This window comes from Ochrobactrum sp. MYb379, from assembly GCF_037479515.1.
Lineage (GTDB): Bacteria > Pseudomonadota > Alphaproteobacteria > Rhizobiales > Rhizobiaceae > Brucella.
This window is the reverse complement of sequence record NZ_JBBGYW010000003.1, coordinates 464914-483377: the sequence shown is the minus strand read 5'-3', so window position 1 is coordinate 483377 and position 18464 is coordinate 464914. Positions and strand designations below refer to the sequence as shown.

The following is an 18464-nucleotide window of genomic DNA, read 5'->3' as shown; positions in this document are numbered from 1 at the left end:
GCCCAGGGTAAAGGCCCGCTGGTCGCGGGTTTTTATGGAAGCGGAGAGGACAGGAGAAGGTAAATGGGTTTTAAGATTGCAGTTGTCGGCGCCACCGGAAATGTCGGTCGCGAAATGCTCAATATCCTCGAAGAACGTGGCTTTCCGGCTGATGAAGTCGTGGCTCTCGCTTCGCGTCGCAGCCAGGGCACGGAAGTATCCTATGGCGATAAGACGCTGAAGGTTAAGCCGCTCGACCAGTATGATTTCTCCGATACCGACATCTGCCTTATGTCCGCTGGTGGCAACGTCTCCAAGGAATGGTCGCCAAAGATCGGCGCGCAGGGCTGCGTTGTCATCGATAACTCGTCTGCATGGCGCTATGATGCGAATGTGCCACTGATCGTTCCTGAAGTGAATCCAGACGCGATTGAAGGCTTCCGCAAGCGCAACATTATCGCCAACCCGAACTGCTCGACTGCGCAGCTCGTTGTGGCACTCAAGCCACTTCACGATGCAGCCAAGATCAAGCGCGTTGTTGTCGCGACTTACCAGTCCGTTTCTGGCGCTGGTAAGGAAGGCATGGACGAGCTGTTCCAGCAGTCGCGTGCGGTTTTTGTTGCTGATCCTATTACAACACAGAAGTTCACCAAGCGCATTGCGTTCAACGTGATCCCGCATATCGATGAATTTATGGAAGACGGCTACACCAAAGAAGAGTGGAAGGTGATGGCTGAAACCAAGAAGATGCTTGATCCAAAGATCAAGCTCACAGCAACTGCTGTGCGTGTTCCAGTTTTCATTGGCCATTCAGAAGCGGTCAACATTGAGTTTGAAAACCCGATTTCGGCTGAAGAAGCGCGGGAAATCCTGCGTGAAGCGCCGGGCTGCCAGGTTATCGATAAGCACGAAGACGGCGGTTACATCACGCCTTATGAATCGGCTGGCGAAGATGCGACGTTCATCAGCCGCATCCGCGAAGACATCACTGTTGAAAACGGCCTGTCAATGTGGATTGTTTCTGACAATCTGCGCAAGGGTGCAGCACTTAACACGATCCAGATCGCAGAACTTCTGGTTTCGCGTGGCTTGATCACGCCAAAGTCGCTCGCGGCTTAATCAAGACTGTAGTTTGAAAACAAAAGCGCCGGCAATCCGGCGCTTTTTTGTTACCTTGAAGTTTTGTCTTTGAGATTATTGCGAACATTAACCAATCGGTCGCGCAAATCCTGTAAATCATCCAACGGCTCACCGAGCGCGCAAAAGACCTGCTCGGGAATGTCTGCTGCTTTTATGCGCAAAGCACGGCCCTGATCAGTCAGTGTGATACGAACCTGCCGCTCGTCCTGTGGATCTCTGCGGCGCGCGAGATGACCTGCCGCCTCCAGCCGTTTCAAAAGCGGGGTGAGGGTGCCTGAATCGAGATTAAGCTTCGCGCCGATTTCCGAAACCGTGCAATTATCCTGCTCCCACAAAACAATCATAACCAGAAACTGCGGATAAGTAAGCTCCAGTTTGCTGAGGATTGGCTGGTAAGCGCGTGTCAGCGCATTCGCAGTCGAATAGATTGCAAAACAAACCATATCTGAGAGGTGCAATTGGGAGTCTTTACGGTTCTCGCTCATGTTCGCCTCCTTAGCGTCAATATACAGAATGCACAATTAAATTGTGCATCACATATTTGTGTAAATAAATTTTACAAAATTAGATTGTGCCCAATATAAAAATCTGCGAATTTGGCTGTGGAGATAGTTTAACGATTACCGATGGAGAGTTTGAAATGGCTATTCTTTACACCACCCAGTCCACCGCAACCGGCGGCCGCACAGGCAGCGCAAAGACTGCTGATGGCCGTCTCAGCGTCGTTCTCGATACTCCAAAAGAGCTGGGTGGTTCAGGCGGCGAAGGGACCAACCCTGAGCAGTTGTTTGCATCCGGTTATGCAGCCTGTTTCCTCGGGGCGCTGAAATTCGTCGCAGCCAAGGAAAAAGTTTCTATTTCCGCTGATAGCACAGTCACTGCGACAGTCGGTATTGGCCCGCGTGATGATGGCACAGGATTTGGCCTAGATGTGGCTCTGGAAGTCGCTTTGCCGGGTGTTGAAAAATCCAAGGCGCAAGAACTGGTCAATGCTGCGCACATCGTCTGCCCTTATTCACATGCAACACGTGGCAATATAGATGTCCGCCTGAGCGTAGCATAAAACGAGAAAAGCAAAAGGCGCTCGGTTGAGCGCCTTTTTTTGTTTATGAGGTTAGTTCTTCCAACGCTTTTAATGCAGTTCCAATCTGCCCACGCACCTCTGCCGCTAACGGCAATATGGGTCGTGGTGGTTCGATTTTTGTAAGGCCTAATAGATCGGCGATGACATACATCACGCGGAAGCTGCCGTGGGTTTTGAACAGGTTCCAGAGCGGCTCGAACGCTGCATTGATACGTTCTGCCTCGGCTTGATTGCCGCTTTGTGAAGCGCGTACAAGTGATAAAAACTGTTTTGGTAGAAGACCCGCCGCAACGCTATAGAAAGCGTCGGCACCTGCGAGAAGTGCATCTTTTGCGCCCCAATCGCCACTATAACCAATGGCGAAGTCATCGGGTGTTGCAGCGCGTAATTTTTCAATCTCTGCTGCATAGTTTTCGTCGGCGGGCAAGGGCATCTTGATTGCGTAGATATTATCGATATCTGCAAGTCGAGCAATCAGCTCATCACTGAAAACAAATCGTGTGGTCCCCGGGTTGTTATAGATGCAGAGCGGCAAATCAGTGGCCCGCGCAACAGCCTTGAAATGCTCAAAGCCTTCTTCTTGTGTGAGCGGCGTATAGGAAACGGGGGCAAGCAATAATGCATCAGCACCTGCATCCGCGGCATCTCTTGCAAGTGCCTGTGCTTCATCAGTGCGCAACGCGCCAACACCAACAATCAGCGGTATTTTTCCGCCAATATGATTGACCGCAATCTTCACTGTATGCTGACGTTGTTCTCGTGTGAGAAAGGCATATCCACCCGTGCTTCCTAACAGGCCGATCGAATCTGCTCCTGCCTCATGAATGCGCGTCAGAAAAGCTTTTAGCGCGTCCTCGATCAGATTGCCTTCGGCATCAATTGGCGTGAGCGGGAAGGCGGAGAGACCATGGAACATCTTCATTGCGACACTCATTTCTCAGATGGTTCTAGCGTGACAGAAGCAGACGAATACCGGCGAATGCAAACACCGCTGACAGAACACCTTCGATCCAGCGTCTTGCTCGACGATATAATCGCACCATTGGAGCGGTCGAAAAGATAATCGCATAGCCGCAGAAGATCGTGATGCTGAGCGTAATGCAGCCGCCGAGGAATGCTGTCATCTGTGACCATGACGAATTGGTGCCAAGGCCAAGCGTGACAAGTGCTATCCACGACAATATCGATTTAGGATTGGAGAGATGCAGCAGCAGGCCACGACGATATAGTTCGCCGCCTGAGAGGAACGCATCACCATTTATATTGCGTGCAGCGATTTTCTCATCTGATGTCATTGCAGCGCGTGCTGCTTTGAACGCGAGGTAGAGCAGATAAAGACCACCGAAAATTTTGAGAATTATCAGCGCTTCAGCAAACCGTGTAAGGATTGCAGATACGCCCGTCGCTGCCATCAGGCCCCAGAATATGGAGCCGGTCACGACACCTGCCGCAAACATTAGCCCAGCTTTGCGGCCTTGATGCATTGCAACACCCATGATGCGCATATTGCTTGGGCCGGGGCTTCCGGCGGCAATCACATAGGTCGTGTAAACAAGAAGGAGCTGATAGGCGGCGGGCGAAAGGCTCATAATCATCACTCAGATTGAACTGAGCGAATTTATAGCATTTTCCGCATGCAATTTCTGTATTCTATTGTATCGAAAACGACCAAAATTGTCTCAATTTTGACCAGAACTGATGGGCTTATACAGCACTGCGATTATGTATTGCATTAGTCCGCATGCGCTTCCAGAGCTTCCATATCATCATCCGAAAGGCCAAAATGATGGCCAATTTCATGGATGAGGACATGGGTGATAATGTCGCCAAGCGTCTCTTCATTCTCGGACCAGTAGTCGAGAATTGCGCGGCGGAAGAGCGTGATGCGGTTAGGCGTGTCGCCAGTTTGCAGGCTAAAACGCTCACCGATACCCATGCCTTCAAACAGTCCAAGAAGATCAAAAGGCGTCTCTAAGCCCATATCTTCAACGATCTGCTCTTCAGGGAAGTCAGCAATTTGGATTATTATGTCGCCACAAAGCGCACGAAACTCCTGCGGAAGATGCGCAAGCGCTTCAATCGCAATGGATTCAATTTCGTCCAGCGAGGGCGAGAGACGCCCCGCCCAGTCACCGCTTTGATCTTCTCGGGCCATTTCAGCCAACCGTGTCCTATTCAATGGTTCAGGCCACCACACATCGGCTAAAGGCGCATAACAGAACTGCCATTATGCCCAAGGACGCTGTTGAGCGTTTTTTGCCTCGAACGTGTCGATGTTCGTTACTTTTTCCATGGTCAAGCCAATGTCATCAAGACCATTGAGCATGCAGTGGCGACGGAAATCATCGAGATCGAAGGTAATTGTACCGCCATCAGGACCATGAATTTCTTTGGTTTCAAGATCAACGGTCAGCGTAGCATTGGCACCGCGCGATGCATCGTCCATCAGCTTGTCGAGGTTTTCCTGACTAACCTTGATTGGCAGAATACCGTTCTTGAAGCAATTGTTATAGAAAATATCGGCGAATGACGTCGAGATGACGCAACGGATGCCGAAATCAAGCAGTGCCCATGGCGCATGTTCACGCGAAGAGCCGCAACCAAAATTGTCGCCAGCAACCAGAATCTGCGCGTTACGATAGCTAGGCTTGTTGAGCACGAAATCCGGGTTTTCAGTTCCGTCTTCGTTAAAGCGCATTTCGGCAAACAGACCCTTGCTCAGACCCGTACGCTTGATCGTCTTCAGATAATCCTTCGGGATAATCATGTCCGTATCGATATTGACGATAGGCAGGGGGGCTGCAACGCCCGTGAGCTTGGTAAACTTATCCATGTCTGCGGCCTGTCAGTTTGGTATTGGTAAATTTGAAATCTGATTTACATCAGCATGGCAGAGAGTCAATGTTTCAGGGCGTAAGTGCCCAATAGGTCGCAACCTCGGATCATAATAAGTGTGCATCCGGGCGTTTTAAGTCGCTCCGGATGCACATAACGGTCTAAACGCACGAATATGTCTGAATTTCAGATCTAAAATTCGGAATCGTGCGTCTCGGCAGCGTTACGCGAAATTACTGCACGTTTAAGGCAATATTTCCGCTTTCGCTGCCAGTTAATCTGCGAGACTTTCCATCTGCACCGACAACAACCGTAAAACGCCTGCGTAGCATCGATAGGTTCGGTGAAACTGCAACATTAATCGCAGGATCGAACTGCAGCGTGATCCGCCAGAGATCAGGCTTGATCGTTTCTTCAACACCGATGATGCGGGCTTCAAATGCGGTTGAATGGAACATGCCCGAAACGCGCTGGCTGACGCGGTAAGGTGCTGTACCGTCTTCAACCTCTGCTTTTTCAACCTTGGCACCGTTGGCTGCAAGCGTATTCCAGTCGCGTGTGCCTGATTGGCGAGCGACGAGATCAAGTGCTTTTCCGTGGCTGATATTAATGCCTTCTTCGCCCAGAGCTTGCCTTAGACGGCGAGCTTGATGTTTGAAGTCAGTTGTTGTGTGACCAGCAAGGATAGCTGTGGTCATGGTATTGCTCCTGAATGTGAGCAGCATTTTCGTGAACGGGTGCCCGCATTGCCGTTTCTGCCGTCACCGGAACAGGAACGTGAATTCAGAATGCTTTACCATGGCCTTGAGGCCGCGAGCGGCAGGTGCATTCCAACCGTGAATGCAAAATAAGCAGTCATAAGCCAGATTTCAAGTCTCATAAAATTGGCGCGCCGTAACAGCGCATTTCAGCAAAAATAGCCCTTGCAAAATCAATTATGCAAAATTCCGAGCGTATTATGTGTCCTTGACCTGCCAGCTGAAATAATCAAAGTCTGATTCACGCTTTGATGTTTTAAAGATCAGTGACGGGTGGAATATGCTTCGAATTTTTATGTTGGGATTAACAGTTGCAGTTATTGGTTTCCCAGCCGCTGCGGAAAACAAGCCGAGTTATAATGTCCACGAGGGAAGTTATACTGGCAATGATGGCATGGAGCTACAAGCCAATGTGAAGCATAAAGGTGGCGATCTTTATGCGGTGTCTCTGTCCACGATGGTTCCGTTGATCGGAAATCAACCGGGTTGCGGTGGTGACGTTGCTGGTGATGTTACGATCAAGGACAAAAATGCGACGTTCAAAATCGAAAGCGAAGGCTTTGACCCGAGCGAAAAGGAATCCCTTCGGAACCCTCGTTTTTGTGAAATCAAAATGAAGTTTGTTGGCGAGTATAATCTGGAGATCGAAGAGGTTGCCGGGTGTACCTATTACCACGGCGCATCGTGTGAGTTCACAGGGAAGTTGGAACACGAGGCGAGCGGACTTTAAAACTTTACGGTGCGGGCGCTTGTGCGCTGATGCCAATCGGTGCACAAATTGCGCATGAAAACAATTGCTCGTCCGCGTCGTTCCGTTTTGTTTGTGCCCGCTTCCAATAGTCGTGCAGTTGAAAAATCGCTGACGCTCGGAGCTGATTGCGTCATTTACGATCTCGAAGACTCTGTTGCGCCGGAAGCGAAACTTGCCGCACGGGACGCATTGAGTAAGCATGTTTCCGAGCATCCAAAGGTTGGCTTTGAACGCGTTGTGCGCGTGAACGCTGCCGATACGCAATGGAATAAGGCCGATCTTATTGCAGCGGCAAAGATTGGCGCGGATGCAGTTTTGCTGCCGAAGGTTGAGCGACCGCAGGATGTGATGGACGCGGCGAGCCGGCTTGATCGGCATGATGCTGATCCTGAAATGCGCGTCTGGGCGATGATAGAAACACCGCGCGGTATTTTGAATGCGGATGAGATTGCTGTTTTAGGTCATCGCTCTGCAGCACGGCTTGGCTGTTTTGTGGTTGGCCCAAATGATATTGCGCTGGCAACCGGTGTGCGTCCGCAATCTGGGCGGCCTTATATGGTTCCATGGCTCATGCAGATATTATTGGCTGCGCGTGCTGGCGGTATCGATATTCTGGACGGTGTCTATAACGACTTCCGCGACACTGCGGGCTTCGAAGCAGAATGCACTCAAGGTGCTGCAATGGGCTTTGATGGAAAGACGCTTATTCATCCTTCGCAAATCGAATCGGCTAACCGTGCTTTTTCACCGTCTGATGATGACTTGGCTCATGCCCGTGCAGTGGTTGCCGTCTTCGCACAGCCGGAGAATGCTGATAAGGGCGTCGTATCGCTGGACGGTCAGATGGTCGAGCGCCTCCATCTTAAAATGGCTGAGCGCGTGCTCGCAAAATCAACTTCGTAAAGGCTAAAAGGAAGAAAACTATGAAGCTTTACCGTTTCATCACAGGACCAGACGATTCCGCATTTTGTCATCGTGTGACAGCAGCTTTGAACAAAGGCTGGCAGTTGCATGGTTCGCCCACCTATGCGTTCAATGCAGCGACGGGTGTGCTGCATTGTGGTCAGCCAGTTATCAAAGAAGTCGAGGGCGTCGAATATACGCCGGACATTAAGCTTGGCGAATATTGATTGAATGAAAAAAGGCCGGTTTCCCGGCCTTTTTGTTTTGTTTAGTTCAATCCACGCTTTTCAATCATCGCATCGGGCGTTGGCATCTTGCCACGGAAGGCTTTGTAAAGTTCTTCAGGGTCGCGGCTGCCACCAGCAGCATAGATATATTGCTTAAGCTTTGTTGCCAGTTCGGGGTTGAAAGCATCGCCGGTTTCTTCAAAAGCCGAGAATGCATCGGCATCGAGCACCTCCGACCACATGTAAGAATAATAACCGGCTGAGTAGCCATCGCCAGAGAACACATGTGTAAAATGCGGCGTGCGATGACGCATGATGATTGCGTCAGGCATCGAAAGCTTTTTCAGCGTCTCGGCTTCAAAAGCCAATGGGTCTGTGATCTTTTCGGTGCCAGTATGGAAGGCCATGTCAACGAGTGCGGACGAGGTGAACTCGACCGTGTTAAAGCCCGCATTGAACGAACGTGCAGCAAGCACCTTGTCGAGAAGCGCCTTTGGCATGGCCTCACCTGTGCGATAATGCACCGCATATTTTTCAAGCACTTCTGGCACGGTCAGCCAATGCTCATAGAGCTGTGATGGCAGTTCAACGAAATCTCGCGAAACTGCGGTGCCGGAAATCGCAGGCCATGTTACATCCGACAACAGCCCATGTAGCGCATGGCCAAATTCGTGGAACAGCGTGCGGGCATCATCCAGCGAAAGCAGCGCAGGTTCACCAGCCTTGGGCTTCGCAAAATTCATGACGTTATAGATGAACGGTTTCTGCCCGACACCAAGCTTATGGCTTGATTGCAGTGAACTCATCCATGCACCTGAACGTTTGGAGGTGCGGGCAAAATAATCGCCGAGGAATAAGCCGCGCTCGCTGCCATCCGCATTGAGAACTCGAAACACGCGCACATCTGGATGCCATGTGGGAATGCCTTTTTTCTCTTCAAAACGAATGTCGAAAAGACGGGTTGCTACATCGAAGCTTGCTTCAATGATTTTTTCAAGTTGCAGATAGGGCTTCAGTTCGGCCTCATCGAAAGCGAAACGCTCGGCACGAAGCTTTTCGGCATAAAAACGCCAGTCCCACGGCGCAACCTTGTGATTGTGGCCATCAGCCGCGATCAGGCGTTCAAGCTCAGTTTCTTCTTCGCGCGCTTTGGCGCGTGCCTTGTCCCAGACCGGCTCCAGTAGATCCATCACGGCCTTTGGCGTTTTAGCCATAGTGTCATCGAGCTTATAGGCTGCGAAATTAGCATAGCCGAGCAGATGTGCTTTGCGTTCGCGCAGTTCCACCATTTCGCGCACCACGTCGCGATTGTCGGTTTCTCCGCCATTTTCGCCGCGCTTGCCCCACGCATTGAACGCCTGTTCGCGCAGCTCCCGGTTTTGTGAGAATGTCAGAAATGGCTCAACGATCGAACGAGACAGCGTGATCGCCCAAGCGTCTGGCTGACCGCGCTCCGTTGCGGCACTCTGCATGGCGTTTTTCAGAAAATCGGGCAGTCCCGCAAGGTCAGCTTCTTTGGTTATAAACAATGCCCAGCTTGATTCATCTTTGAGCACATTCTGGCCAAAGCGTGCGCCAAGGCCTGCCAGCTTCTCGTTGATGCCTGCGAGTTCCTTTTTGCCTGCTTCATCAAGCTTTGCACCGGAACGGACAAAGCCTTTCCAGGTCTTTTCAAGCACGCGCTTTGTTTCAATGTCGAGATCTAGATGACCGCGATTTTCATAAAGCGCATCAATACGTGCAAACAGCTTTGGGTCCATCATTATGCGCGAATAATGACGCGACATTTTTGGGGCGATTTCGCGTTCCAGCGCTTGAATAGTATCGTTGGTGTGAGCGCCAGCGCGCATCCAGAAAATTGAAGAAACGCGATCAAGCGATTGGCCGGTAAGCTGCAAGGCTTTCAGCGTATTTTCAATGGTAGGTTCAGCGGCATCATTGATGATCGCTTCGACTTCCGCGAGGTCTTCAGCCAAAGCTGCGTCGAAAGTAGCAGCGAAATCATCGTCCTTAAATGCTGTGAAATCCGGCAGGCCAAGCGGTCCATTCCATTCGGTAAGCGCGTGATTATAAGACTGCTTTTCGGACATCAGAGACTCCAGATAAAAAGAATTCGATATGTATCAGATCTAGGATTTTGCAGCCGAAGAGACAAGGGTATGTCGGGATTATGAAAAAGCTTTCATGATCGGGACCGGGGGTTGACTTTCGGGGCAACCGGGCGCAAATCAGCCACGCAGCCGCAACTCTATGGCTGCATTTCAACCGGAGTCTTATTCTCTTATGCCAAGCGACAGTCACAGTCGATTGTTTCAGCCGTCAAGGCAGTTCGTGATCTGATCGTTTGCGGTCAGCTTGCACGATCAGCCTCTGACGGCGGATCGACAGAAAGGCAAGCTAATGACCGACAACAACTTCACCGAAGTTCTAAATGTTGCCGACCTCCCTGCTGCTGCAATTGCCAGCCGCATCGCTGATATTCGTACCGGCGACGCCGTAGAAATCGTCAATGAACTGGATGCAGACGACGCAATCGCCGTTGTTGCCCAGCTTTCGCATGATGACGCTATCCGTCTGCTCGATCAGCCGGAATTGGAACGTGCGACCGAAATTCTTGCAACTTTGCAGCCAAACATTGCCAGCCAACTTCTGGATGGTATGTCTGCTGACCGCGCGACCGACGTTTTCCATGAACTGGATGACGCTGACCGTGCGCGTCTATTCCCTATTCTCGCGCCCGAAACGAAAGCTGCGCTCAAGAAGCTGATGGGCTATGCGCCGAATACGGCCGGTAGTCTGATGACCATTGAGTTCATCACTGTTTTCTCTGATTGGAATGTCGGGCAGACGCTTGATCATATCCGTCAGGTTGAGCGCACGCGTGAGACTGTCTACGCCATCTATGTGGTCGATCCGCAAACCCGCGTTTTGCTGGGCGTTGTCAGCCTGCGCCGCCTGATTGTGCGTGAACTGGATGAGCCAATCCTCTCGCTTGCACGCGACGATGATCCGATCACGATCTCGCCGCTTGAAGATCGCGAAGATGTTGCCCGTCTTTTCCGTAAGCATGACTTGCTGGCCGTTCCTGTCGTTGATGACAGCCGCCACATCATCGGCATTGTAACTGTCGATGATGTGCTGGATGCCATGACCGAGGACGCAAGTGAAGACGCTTACCGCTTTGGTGGTATGGAGGCGCTTGATAAGCCTTACATGCGTATTGGCTTCGGCGAAATGCTCAAAAAACGTGGTGGCTGGCTGGGGGTTCTATTCCTCGGCGAAATGCTCACAGCAAGTGCAATGCAGCATTTTGAACTTGAACTTGAAAAGGCTCTGGTTCTCACCTTGTTTATTCCGCTGATCATGTCGTCGGGTGGTAATTCAGGTTCGCAGGCCACGTCGCTGATCATTCGCGCGCTTGCACTTCAGGAATTAAGCCTGAAGGATTGGTGGCGTGTTGCTTTGCGCGAAATACCAACGGGTCTTGCCCTTGGTGCATTCCTCGGTTTCATCGGTGTTGTGCGTATTGCCATTTGGCAGAGCCTCGGCATTTATGATTATGGTGAGCATTGGATACTGGTTGCGGCGACAGTTGGCATGGCACTCGTCTGTATTGTGACGTTTGGCTCGTTAACAGGCTCGATGTTGCCGTTTGCTCTTCGTAGATTAGGCTTTGATCCTGCCAGTGCATCGGCACCATTTGTCGCTACATTGGTCGATGTGACGGGTCTCGTGATCTATTTCAGCGTGGCACTGGTCATTCTTTCAGGCACATTGTTGTAGAAACATCGGCAAAACTGTCACAATTGCAGTGTAAATAAACGCGCAATTCTGGACTTTTTCGGTTAATTTAGGGGCAGTTTCGTACTGCCCCTTTCTAAAACGTAAAAAAACATGTAAGAGCGCCTCATTGATTTTCCGTGCATCCATCTTGGCGCGGCTCCCAACTCATAAAGAAGTGATCTCCATATGGAATTGCGTAATATCGCTATTATCGCACACGTCGATCATGGCAAAACCACATTGGTCGACGAACTGCTGAAGCAGTCAGGCTCTTTCCGTGAAAATCAGCGCGTTGCAGAACGCATGATGGATTCGAACGACATCGAGCGTGAGCGCGGTATCACCATTCTCGCGAAAGCCACTTCCGTAGTCTGGAAGAACACGCGTATCAACATCGTCGATACACCAGGTCACGCCGACTTCGGCGGCGAAGTTGAGCGTATTCTTTCGATGGTTGACGGCGCGATCGTTCTCGTTGACGCTGCTGAAGGCCCAATGCCACAGACGAAATTCGTTGTTGGCAAGGCTCTTAAGGTTGGTCTTCGTCCAATCGTTGCGATCAACAAGATCGACCGTCCAGATGGTCGTCATGAAGAAGTCATCAACGAAGTTTTTGACCTTTTCGCAAATCTTGATGCGACCGATGAGCAGCTCGAATTCCCAATTCTTTACGGTTCAGGCCGTAATGGCTGGATGGCGTTGAACCCAGAAGGTCCACAGGATCAGGGTCTGTCTGCGCTGTTTGATCTGGTGCTTGAGCATGTGCCAGCGCCAAAGGTTGCTGAAGGCCCATTCAGCATGATCGGTACAATTCTTGAAGCCGATCCGTTCCTTGGCCGTATTATTACTGGTCGTATCCATTCCGGTACCGTTAAGTCCAACCAGCCTGTAAAGGTTCTTGGTCAGGACGGAACACTTCTGGAAACAGGCCGTATCTCTAAGATTCTCGCGTTCCGCGGCATCGAGCGTCAGGCCATTGATGAAGCACAGGCTGGCGACATTGTTGCTATTGCCGGTCTCTCAAAAGGTACCGTTGCAGACACGTTCTGCGATACTTCGGTCAGCGTTCCGCTCGCAGCGCAGCCAATCGATCCGCCAACAGTTACTATGTCGTTTATCGTCAATGACAGCCCTTACGCTGGCACCGAAGGCGACAAGGTAACGAGCCGCGTTATCCGCGACCGTCTGTTCAAAGAAGCCGAAGGCAACGTTGCGCTTAAGATCGAAGAATCAAACGAAAAAGATTCGTTCTTCGTTTCGGGTCGTGGCGAATTGCAGCTTGCTGTTTTGATCGAAAACATGCGCCGTGAAGGCTTCGAGCTTGGCGTTTCGCGTCCGCGCGTTGTTCTGAAAGACGGCGAAAACGGCGAAAAGCTTGAGCCAGTTGAAGAAGTCGTCATCGACGTTGATGAAGAATATTCGGGCACAGTTGTTCAGAAGATGTCGGAACGTAAGGCCGAGATGGTCGAGTTGCGTCCTTCGGGCGGCAATCGCGTTCGTATGAAGTTCTACGCACCGACCCGTGGTCTCATCGGCTATCAGTCGGAACTTCTGACAGATACACGCGGCACGGCGATCATGAACCGTCTGTTCCACGAATATCAGCCTTACAAGGGTGAAATCGCTGGTCGTAACAACGGCGTTCTGATTTCAAACGATCAGGGTGAAGCAGTTGCTTACGCGCTCTTTAACCTTGAAGATCGTGGTCCAATGATCATTGACGCTGGCGTCAAGGTTTATCAGGGCATGCTGATCGGCATTCACTCACGTGATAACGATCTGGAAGTGAACGTGTTGAAGGGCAAGAAGCTCACCAACGTTCGTGCATCTGGTAAGGATGAAGCTGTTAAGCTAACCCCGCCAATCCGCATGACGCTGGAACGCGCGCTCTCGTGGATTCAGGACGACGAACTGGTTGAAGTAACGCCAAAGTCGATCCGTCTGCGTAAGCTCTACCTCGATCCAAATGAGCGCAAGCGCTTTGAAAAAAGCGGTAAGTAAGGCTTTGCCTGATTGCTTTGAAAAATGATTAAAAAGAAACGGCGCCGAAAGGCGCCGTTTTTGTATGTAGTTTTATTGAGTGAAACCTAGCGCTCGCCGCGGCGATAGGGCTGCATCAATGCCTGTGGTACGCGTGCACGGCGGGCCATGATGACGAGTGCGACAATCGACATGATGTAAGGGATCATCAGGAAAAGCTGATAAGGCACCAGCTTGCCGTAAACCGTCTGCAAACGTAGCTGGAATGCGTCAAAAAGTGCAAAGAGTAGAGCGCCCAAAAGTGCGCGTGCAGGCTTCCACGAGGCGAATACGACGAGCGCGATACATACCCACCCGCGTCCCTGCATCATGGTCGGGAAGAACGAGTTGAACGCAGAGAGCGTCAGAAACGAGCCGCCGACAGCCATCAGCGCACTGCCAAACATGATCGTAAAAATGCGAACGCGGATCGGATTGATGCCTTGCGCTTCGGCGGCATGCGGGTTTTCGCCGGTCATGCGGATGGCAAGGCCAAGCGGTGTGCGGAAAAGAACATAACCGAGCAGGAGTGCCAGTGGAATGGCAAGCCATGTAAGCGCCGTTTGAGTACCAAGTACCTGTCCGATGAATGGAATGTCTGCGAGCCATGACGGATTAACGGGCTGGAACGGCGTGATTGATGGTGGCGTTGACGACAGTGGCACCAGAAGACGAAACAGAAAATAGCTAAGGCTCGAGGCAAAGAGTGTAATGCCAAGCCCCACGACATGCTGCGAGAGGCCAAGCGGTACGGTGAGCGCTGCATGCAGCAGGCCAAACACAGCACCCGATGCTGCGGCGGCAAGTACACCGACCCAGAGGTCTGCTCCGTTAAAGACTGTAAGCCAGCCGATCATGGCGCCAAAGGTCATGATACCTTCAATGCCGAGATTAAGTACGCCCGCACGTTCGCAATAAAGTGCGCCGAGCGTGCCGAAAATAAGCGGTGTTGCGATGCGTAGAACCGAGACCCAGAGGCCAGCAGAAAGCAGGATATCCATCAACTCGTTCATCGGGCGATCCTGTATTGGGTGAAGAAGAGCGCAACCAGCATTGTAAGCAGTGAAAGTGCCACAGTCACATCGGCGATGAAGCTTGGAATGCCAATAGCGCGACTCATGCCGTCTGCGCCGACAAACATTGCGGCGGCAAAGAGTGCTGAGAAAATAGCGCCGATGGGGTTCAGATTGGCGAGCATGGCGACAATGATGCCGGAATAGCCAAAGCCCGGGGACAGGTCGGTCGTGACATAGCCTTTAACACCCATAACCTGTATTGCACCGGCAAGGCCAGCCAAACCACCAGAAATGCAGGCAACCTTCACAAGCGTTTTTCCAAGCGGAACACCCGCGAAACGAGCGGCTTGCGGGTTAAGTCCGGCTGCTTTGGTTTCAAGACCGAACACCGTGCGCTTCTGCACATAGGCGATGACCAGCGCGAGTGCGATGGCAATTGCGATTCCAATATGAAGGCGCATGCCCGACATGATTTTGGGTAGAACAGCCGCATCGGGTATCGGCTCTGACTGCGGCCAGCCGAAAGCCAGCGGGTCTTTCATTGGACCTTCGATCATCATCGAAACGAATAGTACGGCGACGAAATTAAGCAGCAGTGTGGTCACGACTTCATCGACACCAAAGCGGAGGCGCAGACCAAGCGGGATCAGCAGAAAAATCATGCCAGCAACGGCACCGACGATCAGCAGCAACGGAATAAGCAGAGCTGCGGGGAGGGCTAATTGCGTGCCGAGCGCTACAACTGCCAGCGCGCCCATATAGAATTGACCTTCAGCGCCAATATTCCAGAGCTTGGAGCGGAACGCGACCGCCGCCGCAAGGCCAGTTAGCATTAAAGGAGTAGCGCGGGTGAGCGTTTCGGTGATTGAAAGCTTGGTTCCAAAAGCACCAATTGCCATCTGGCGGAAAGATTCAAGCACCGGCGCACCGGCAGCTGCAATCAGCAGGCCAGCGAGCACAAAGGCAGCGAGAACAGCGATAACCGGCGCGGTTGCCACCAAAGCCATGGGCCGTGTTTCGCGTCGTTCAATACGCATCAGTTCAGCCCCTTCGTGGAATTATTCTGCCATTCACCGGCCATCATCAGGCCCAGTCTTTGCGCATTGGCTTCATCGGCATCAATCGGCGGTGACAGCTTACCCTTGACGATAGCCTGAACGCGGTCGGCAAGGCCGATGATTTCGTCAAGGTCTTCCGAGATCAGCAGAACGGCCGCACCTTTGGATCGCGCTTCCAGAATGCGGGCATGGACGGCTGCGACGGCACCTTCATCAAGGCCGCGTGTCGGCTGCGCCGCTATCAGAATACGTGGAGCCGTTTCAAGATTGCGGCCCAGAATAAGCTTCTGCATGTTGCCGCCCGAAAGCAGACGAATACGGCTGTCGGGCGTGCCGCCACGCACGTCGAAGTCTTTGATGATGCGGTCGGTAAATTCACGCGCAGCTGTGCGGTTGACCAGAATGCCATTGGAAAACTGCGGATCGCGGACGCGTTCAAGCACGGCATTTTCCCAAAGTGTGAGATCGCCGATAGCACCTTCTGTGTTGCGATCTTCAGGGATACGGCCAACACCCATTCCCACAAATTCGCGCGGATCAAACTTGGTGACAGCCTGCCCGAACATCACAAGGGAACCGCTGGCAAGCTGGCTTAGGCCCGAAACAAGACGACCCAGCGCTGCCTGACCATTTCCGGACACGCCGATGATGCCAAGCGTTTCGCCTGCGCGCAGATGAAAGTCGATATCTGTCAGGCGTGTAGCACCATCCTCAATCACGCTCACATTCTTTGCTTCGAGTAATGTCTCGCCGGGGGTAGCTGCGGCGCGCGAAGGGCGCGAAACGCGGCGACCAACCATAAGTTCAGCCAGTTCTTCCTTCGATGTTTCGGACGCTTTACGCTCAGCGACAAGCTTGCCGCCGCGCAAGACCACAACGCGGTCAGCTGCAGACATGACTTCATGCAGCTTGTGCGAAATGAAAATCAGCGACAGGCCCTGACGCGCCATTTCTTTGAGTGTTTTAAATAGACCTTCTGCTTCTTGTGTCGTCAGAACGGCGGTTGGCTCGTCGAGGATCAGAATATCGGCATCGTTGTAAAGCGCTTTGAGAATTTCCACGCGCTGTTGCTCGCCGACAGAAAGATCACCAAGCCGTGCATTAGGATCGACCTGTAGACCAAAGCGTTTGGCGATCTCGGCGATCTTGGCATGCGCAGCACGGTGCGCTGATTTCAGCTTCCAGAGGCTTTCAGTGCCTGTGATGATGTTTTCCAGAACCGTGAGATTAGGTGCCAGCGTAAAATGCTGATGCACCATACCAACGCCTGCATCAATTGCGGCACGGGGCTTTCCCTGCGGGATTTCTGCCCCCTTGACGAAGACACGGCCTTCATCGGGGACATAATGGCCGAAGAGGATATTCATCAGCGTGGTTTTGCCAGCGCCGTTTTCGCCCAGGAAAGCGAGGATTTCGCCGCACTCAAGCTTTAAAGAAATATCGTCATTGGCGGTCAGTGCGCCGAACCGCTTGGTGATGTTTTGCAGTTCTAGAACTGTCGTGGTCATGCGTTCAACCCCGCAACGCCAAATTTGTGCTGCCAGCGTTGGTCCTCTTCCAACAACTCGCCAAGGTTTAAGAGAAGATTGTCCGCTCCCATCGGTGCAATCAGCTGAATTGCAAGCGGCAGACCGTTCGTGTCCTCGCCAAAAGGCATGGAAAGCGCCGGGAAACCGGAAATATTGGCCAATGCCGCATAAGGCGCAAAGACATTCATCTTATGCCAATGCGCGTCTACATCGTCGTGATCCATTGGGTAAGAGCCGATAGGTTGCGGACCACTTGCCAGCATCGGCGTAATCAGCACATCGACATCATGGAATATCTGCCAAAGCTGATAGGCGGTCATAACGCCACCATTCATTGCGTCATAAAGATCGATAGCGCTCATCTTGCGCCCACGTGATGCTACAGCCTGCGTCAGTCTTTCTAGCTTTGCTTCATCGATCAAAAAAGCATCAATTGCCGAGGCTAAATTGGCCGAGATAATCCGGTCAAACGCTGTTGCGCTGGCATCAGTGAGCGGCGCGAGCGTGCCCGCATCAACATTGCGGATCGTGTGGCCTTGCGCTTCCAGAAAGCGTGCGGCATCTGCAACCACTTGCTGGCGCTGTTCTGTTACCGGATATTTCGCCAGATCACCGGAAACAACGCCAATGCGTAATTTTGAAAGTTGGGTGGTTGAAGAAAACGCTACATCTGGAAGGAAGCTTTCGATGTTTCCGGCCACCAGCGGAAACAGTGTCTTTGCATCGCGGATAGAGCGGCAAAGCGCAAATTCGCTCGCAATACCTGCTAGATAATTACCGAAGTACGGACCGGCTGGCATCGCGCCGCGGCTTGGCTTGAGGCCAATCAGCCCGCAGGTTGCAGCCGGAACGCGGATCGAGCCGCCTGCATCTGTTGCGTGCGCGATCGAAACAATGCCCGCTGCAACGGCTGCGGCGGCGCCACCCGATGAACCGGCAGGCGAAAGCTTTTCATCAAAAGGGTGGCGGGCGAGGGGACCATTTATAGGCTCGCTTGAAAGCGCCATGCCAAATTCGGGAACAGTTGTCGTCCCGAGGAAATTAAGACCAGCTGTGCGTAAACGTGCAGCGAGTTCTGAATCAAGTTCAGGAGGCGCATCTGCACATGCGCGTGAGCCAAGCCGGATTGGCAGGCCAGCGCACGGTCCGCCGAGGTCTTTGAAAAGCGATGGCACTCCGGCGAAAGGATCTTTGTGATCAAAAGCTGCTGCGTTGTTTCGGCCTAGTTCGGCGTCGAGATATGCAATGGCGCCCAGAGGGCGCCATTTTTCTACTGCTTCAATTGCGGCATCCATAGCCTCTCGTGCGGTCAAAACGCCTTTCGCAATCGCTTGCGCGAGCGCTGTTGCATCCTGTTGCTTCATATCGAGTGCCACGTCTGT

Annotated in this window: 18 protein-coding genes; 7 read left to right on the top strand and 11 right to left on the bottom strand. The window is 52.2% G+C overall.

From position 1 onward, the window contains the following. The first annotated feature begins 63 nt into the window (after window positions 1–63). Window positions 64–1098 (top strand): aspartate-semialdehyde dehydrogenase, encoded by a 1035-nt coding sequence (locus tag WH356_RS09530; RefSeq protein ID WP_339510149.1) that lies wholly within the window; start codon window positions 64–66, stop codon window positions 1096–1098. Between the two features lie 50 nt (window positions 1099–1148). On the opposite strand, the gene WH356_RS09525 is transcribed toward WH356_RS09530, so the two are convergent. After that, the gene (locus WH356_RS09525; RefSeq protein ID WP_339510146.1) at window positions 1149–1604 is read right to left on the bottom strand and encodes a MarR family winged helix-turn-helix transcriptional regulator; all 456 of its coding nucleotides are present in this window, start codon (window positions 1602–1604) and stop codon (window positions 1149–1151) included. A gap of 155 nt (window positions 1605–1759) precedes the next feature. Between WH356_RS09525 and WH356_RS09520 the strand changes: the two genes are divergently transcribed. Continuing rightward, window positions 1760–2182 carry an organic hydroperoxide resistance protein gene (locus tag WH356_RS09520; RefSeq protein WP_339510144.1) on the top strand — a complete coding sequence of 141 codons (423 nt, stop codon included), beginning with the start codon at window positions 1760–1762 and terminating at the stop codon, window positions 2180–2182. A 43-nt stretch (window positions 2183–2225) separates the two neighbouring features. On the opposite strand, the gene WH356_RS09515 is transcribed toward WH356_RS09520, so the two are convergent. The 5 genes from WH356_RS09515 to WH356_RS09495 form a co-directional block, all read right to left on the bottom strand. Further along, window positions 2226–3125 (bottom strand): dihydrodipicolinate synthase family protein, encoded by a 900-nt coding sequence (locus WH356_RS09515; RefSeq protein ID WP_339510143.1) that lies wholly within the window; start codon window positions 3123–3125, stop codon window positions 2226–2228. Between the two features lie 25 nt (window positions 3126–3150). Next, a complete protein-coding gene (locus tag WH356_RS09510) occupies window positions 3151–3792 on the bottom strand; it encodes a LysE family translocator (RefSeq protein ID WP_339510141.1) in 642 nt (213 codons plus the stop codon). A 143-nt stretch (window positions 3793–3935) separates the two neighbouring features. Further along, on the bottom strand, window positions 3936–4358 hold the full coding sequence (locus tag WH356_RS09505) for a metallopeptidase family protein (RefSeq protein ID WP_339510138.1): 423 nt from the start codon (window positions 4356–4358) through the stop codon (window positions 3936–3938). Window positions 4359–4430: 72 nt separating this feature from the next. After that, entirely contained in the window at window positions 4431–5036 is a 606-nt protein-coding gene (leuD, locus tag WH356_RS09500) for a 3-isopropylmalate dehydratase small subunit (protein WP_339510136.1), read from the bottom strand. A 235-nt stretch (window positions 5037–5271) separates the two neighbouring features. Next, a complete protein-coding gene (locus WH356_RS09495) occupies window positions 5272–5736 on the bottom strand; it encodes a glyoxalase superfamily protein (protein WP_339510134.1) in 465 nt (154 codons plus the stop codon). 340 nt (window positions 5737–6076) lie between these two features. Between WH356_RS09495 and WH356_RS09490 the strand changes: the two genes are divergently transcribed. From WH356_RS09490 to WH356_RS09480, 3 genes are read left to right on the top strand one after another with little or no spacing between them, the layout of a single operon-like run. Beyond that, window positions 6077–6526: a hypothetical protein gene (locus tag WH356_RS09490; protein ID WP_339510132.1), complete on the top strand. Its 450-nt coding sequence runs from the start codon at window positions 6077–6079 to the stop codon at window positions 6524–6526. Between the two features lie 54 nt (window positions 6527–6580). Beyond that, entirely contained in the window at window positions 6581–7450 is an 870-nt protein-coding gene (locus WH356_RS09485; RefSeq protein WP_421565623.1) for an HpcH/HpaI aldolase/citrate lyase family protein, read from the top strand. 20 nt (window positions 7451–7470) lie between these two features. After that, window positions 7471–7677 carry a DUF1737 domain-containing protein gene (locus WH356_RS09480; RefSeq protein WP_250043456.1) on the top strand — a complete coding sequence of 69 codons (207 nt, stop codon included), beginning with the start codon at window positions 7471–7473 and terminating at the stop codon, window positions 7675–7677. Window positions 7678–7718: 41 nt separating this feature from the next. On the opposite strand, the gene WH356_RS09475 is transcribed toward WH356_RS09480, so the two are convergent. After that, window positions 7719–9767 (bottom strand): M3 family metallopeptidase, encoded by a 2049-nt coding sequence (locus tag WH356_RS09475; RefSeq protein ID WP_339510126.1) that lies wholly within the window; start codon window positions 9765–9767, stop codon window positions 7719–7721. A 310-nt stretch (window positions 9768–10077) separates the two neighbouring features. Between WH356_RS09475 and mgtE the strand changes: the two genes are divergently transcribed. Continuing rightward, the gene (gene mgtE / locus WH356_RS09470; protein WP_339510124.1) at window positions 10078–11460 is read left to right on the top strand and encodes a magnesium transporter; all 1383 of its coding nucleotides are present in this window, start codon (window positions 10078–10080) and stop codon (window positions 11458–11460) included. A gap of 186 nt (window positions 11461–11646) precedes the next feature. Further along, window positions 11647–13461 (top strand): translational GTPase TypA, encoded by a 1815-nt coding sequence (gene typA / locus WH356_RS09465; protein ID WP_339510122.1) that lies wholly within the window; start codon window positions 11647–11649, stop codon window positions 13459–13461. An 86-nt stretch (window positions 13462–13547) separates the two neighbouring features. On the opposite strand, the gene WH356_RS09460 is transcribed toward typA, so the two are convergent. Genes WH356_RS09460 through WH356_RS09445 form a run of 4 tightly spaced genes read right to left on the bottom strand, consistent with a single transcriptional unit; the run spans window position 13548 to window position 18458 of the window. Next, window positions 13548–14492, bottom strand: coding sequence for an ABC transporter permease (locus WH356_RS09460; protein WP_339510120.1), 945 nt, complete (start codon window positions 14490–14492; stop codon window positions 13548–13550). Then, window positions 14489–15532 (bottom strand): ABC transporter permease, encoded by a 1044-nt coding sequence (locus WH356_RS09455; RefSeq protein ID WP_339510118.1) that lies wholly within the window; start codon window positions 15530–15532, stop codon window positions 14489–14491. The genes WH356_RS09460 and WH356_RS09455 overlap by 4 nt, the downstream gene beginning before the upstream one ends. Continuing rightward, complete coding sequence (locus WH356_RS09450; protein ID WP_339510116.1) at window positions 15532–17061, bottom strand: ABC transporter ATP-binding protein; 1530 nt, start codon at window positions 17059–17061, stop codon at window positions 15532–15534. Before WH356_RS09450 ends, WH356_RS09455 begins: the two co-directional genes overlap by 1 nt. Beyond that, window positions 17058–18458: an amidase gene (locus tag WH356_RS09445; protein ID WP_339510113.1), complete on the bottom strand. Its 1401-nt coding sequence runs from the start codon at window positions 18456–18458 to the stop codon at window positions 17058–17060. The genes WH356_RS09450 and WH356_RS09445 overlap by 4 nt, the downstream gene beginning before the upstream one ends. Between the last annotated feature and the right edge of the window lie 6 nt (window positions 18459–18464).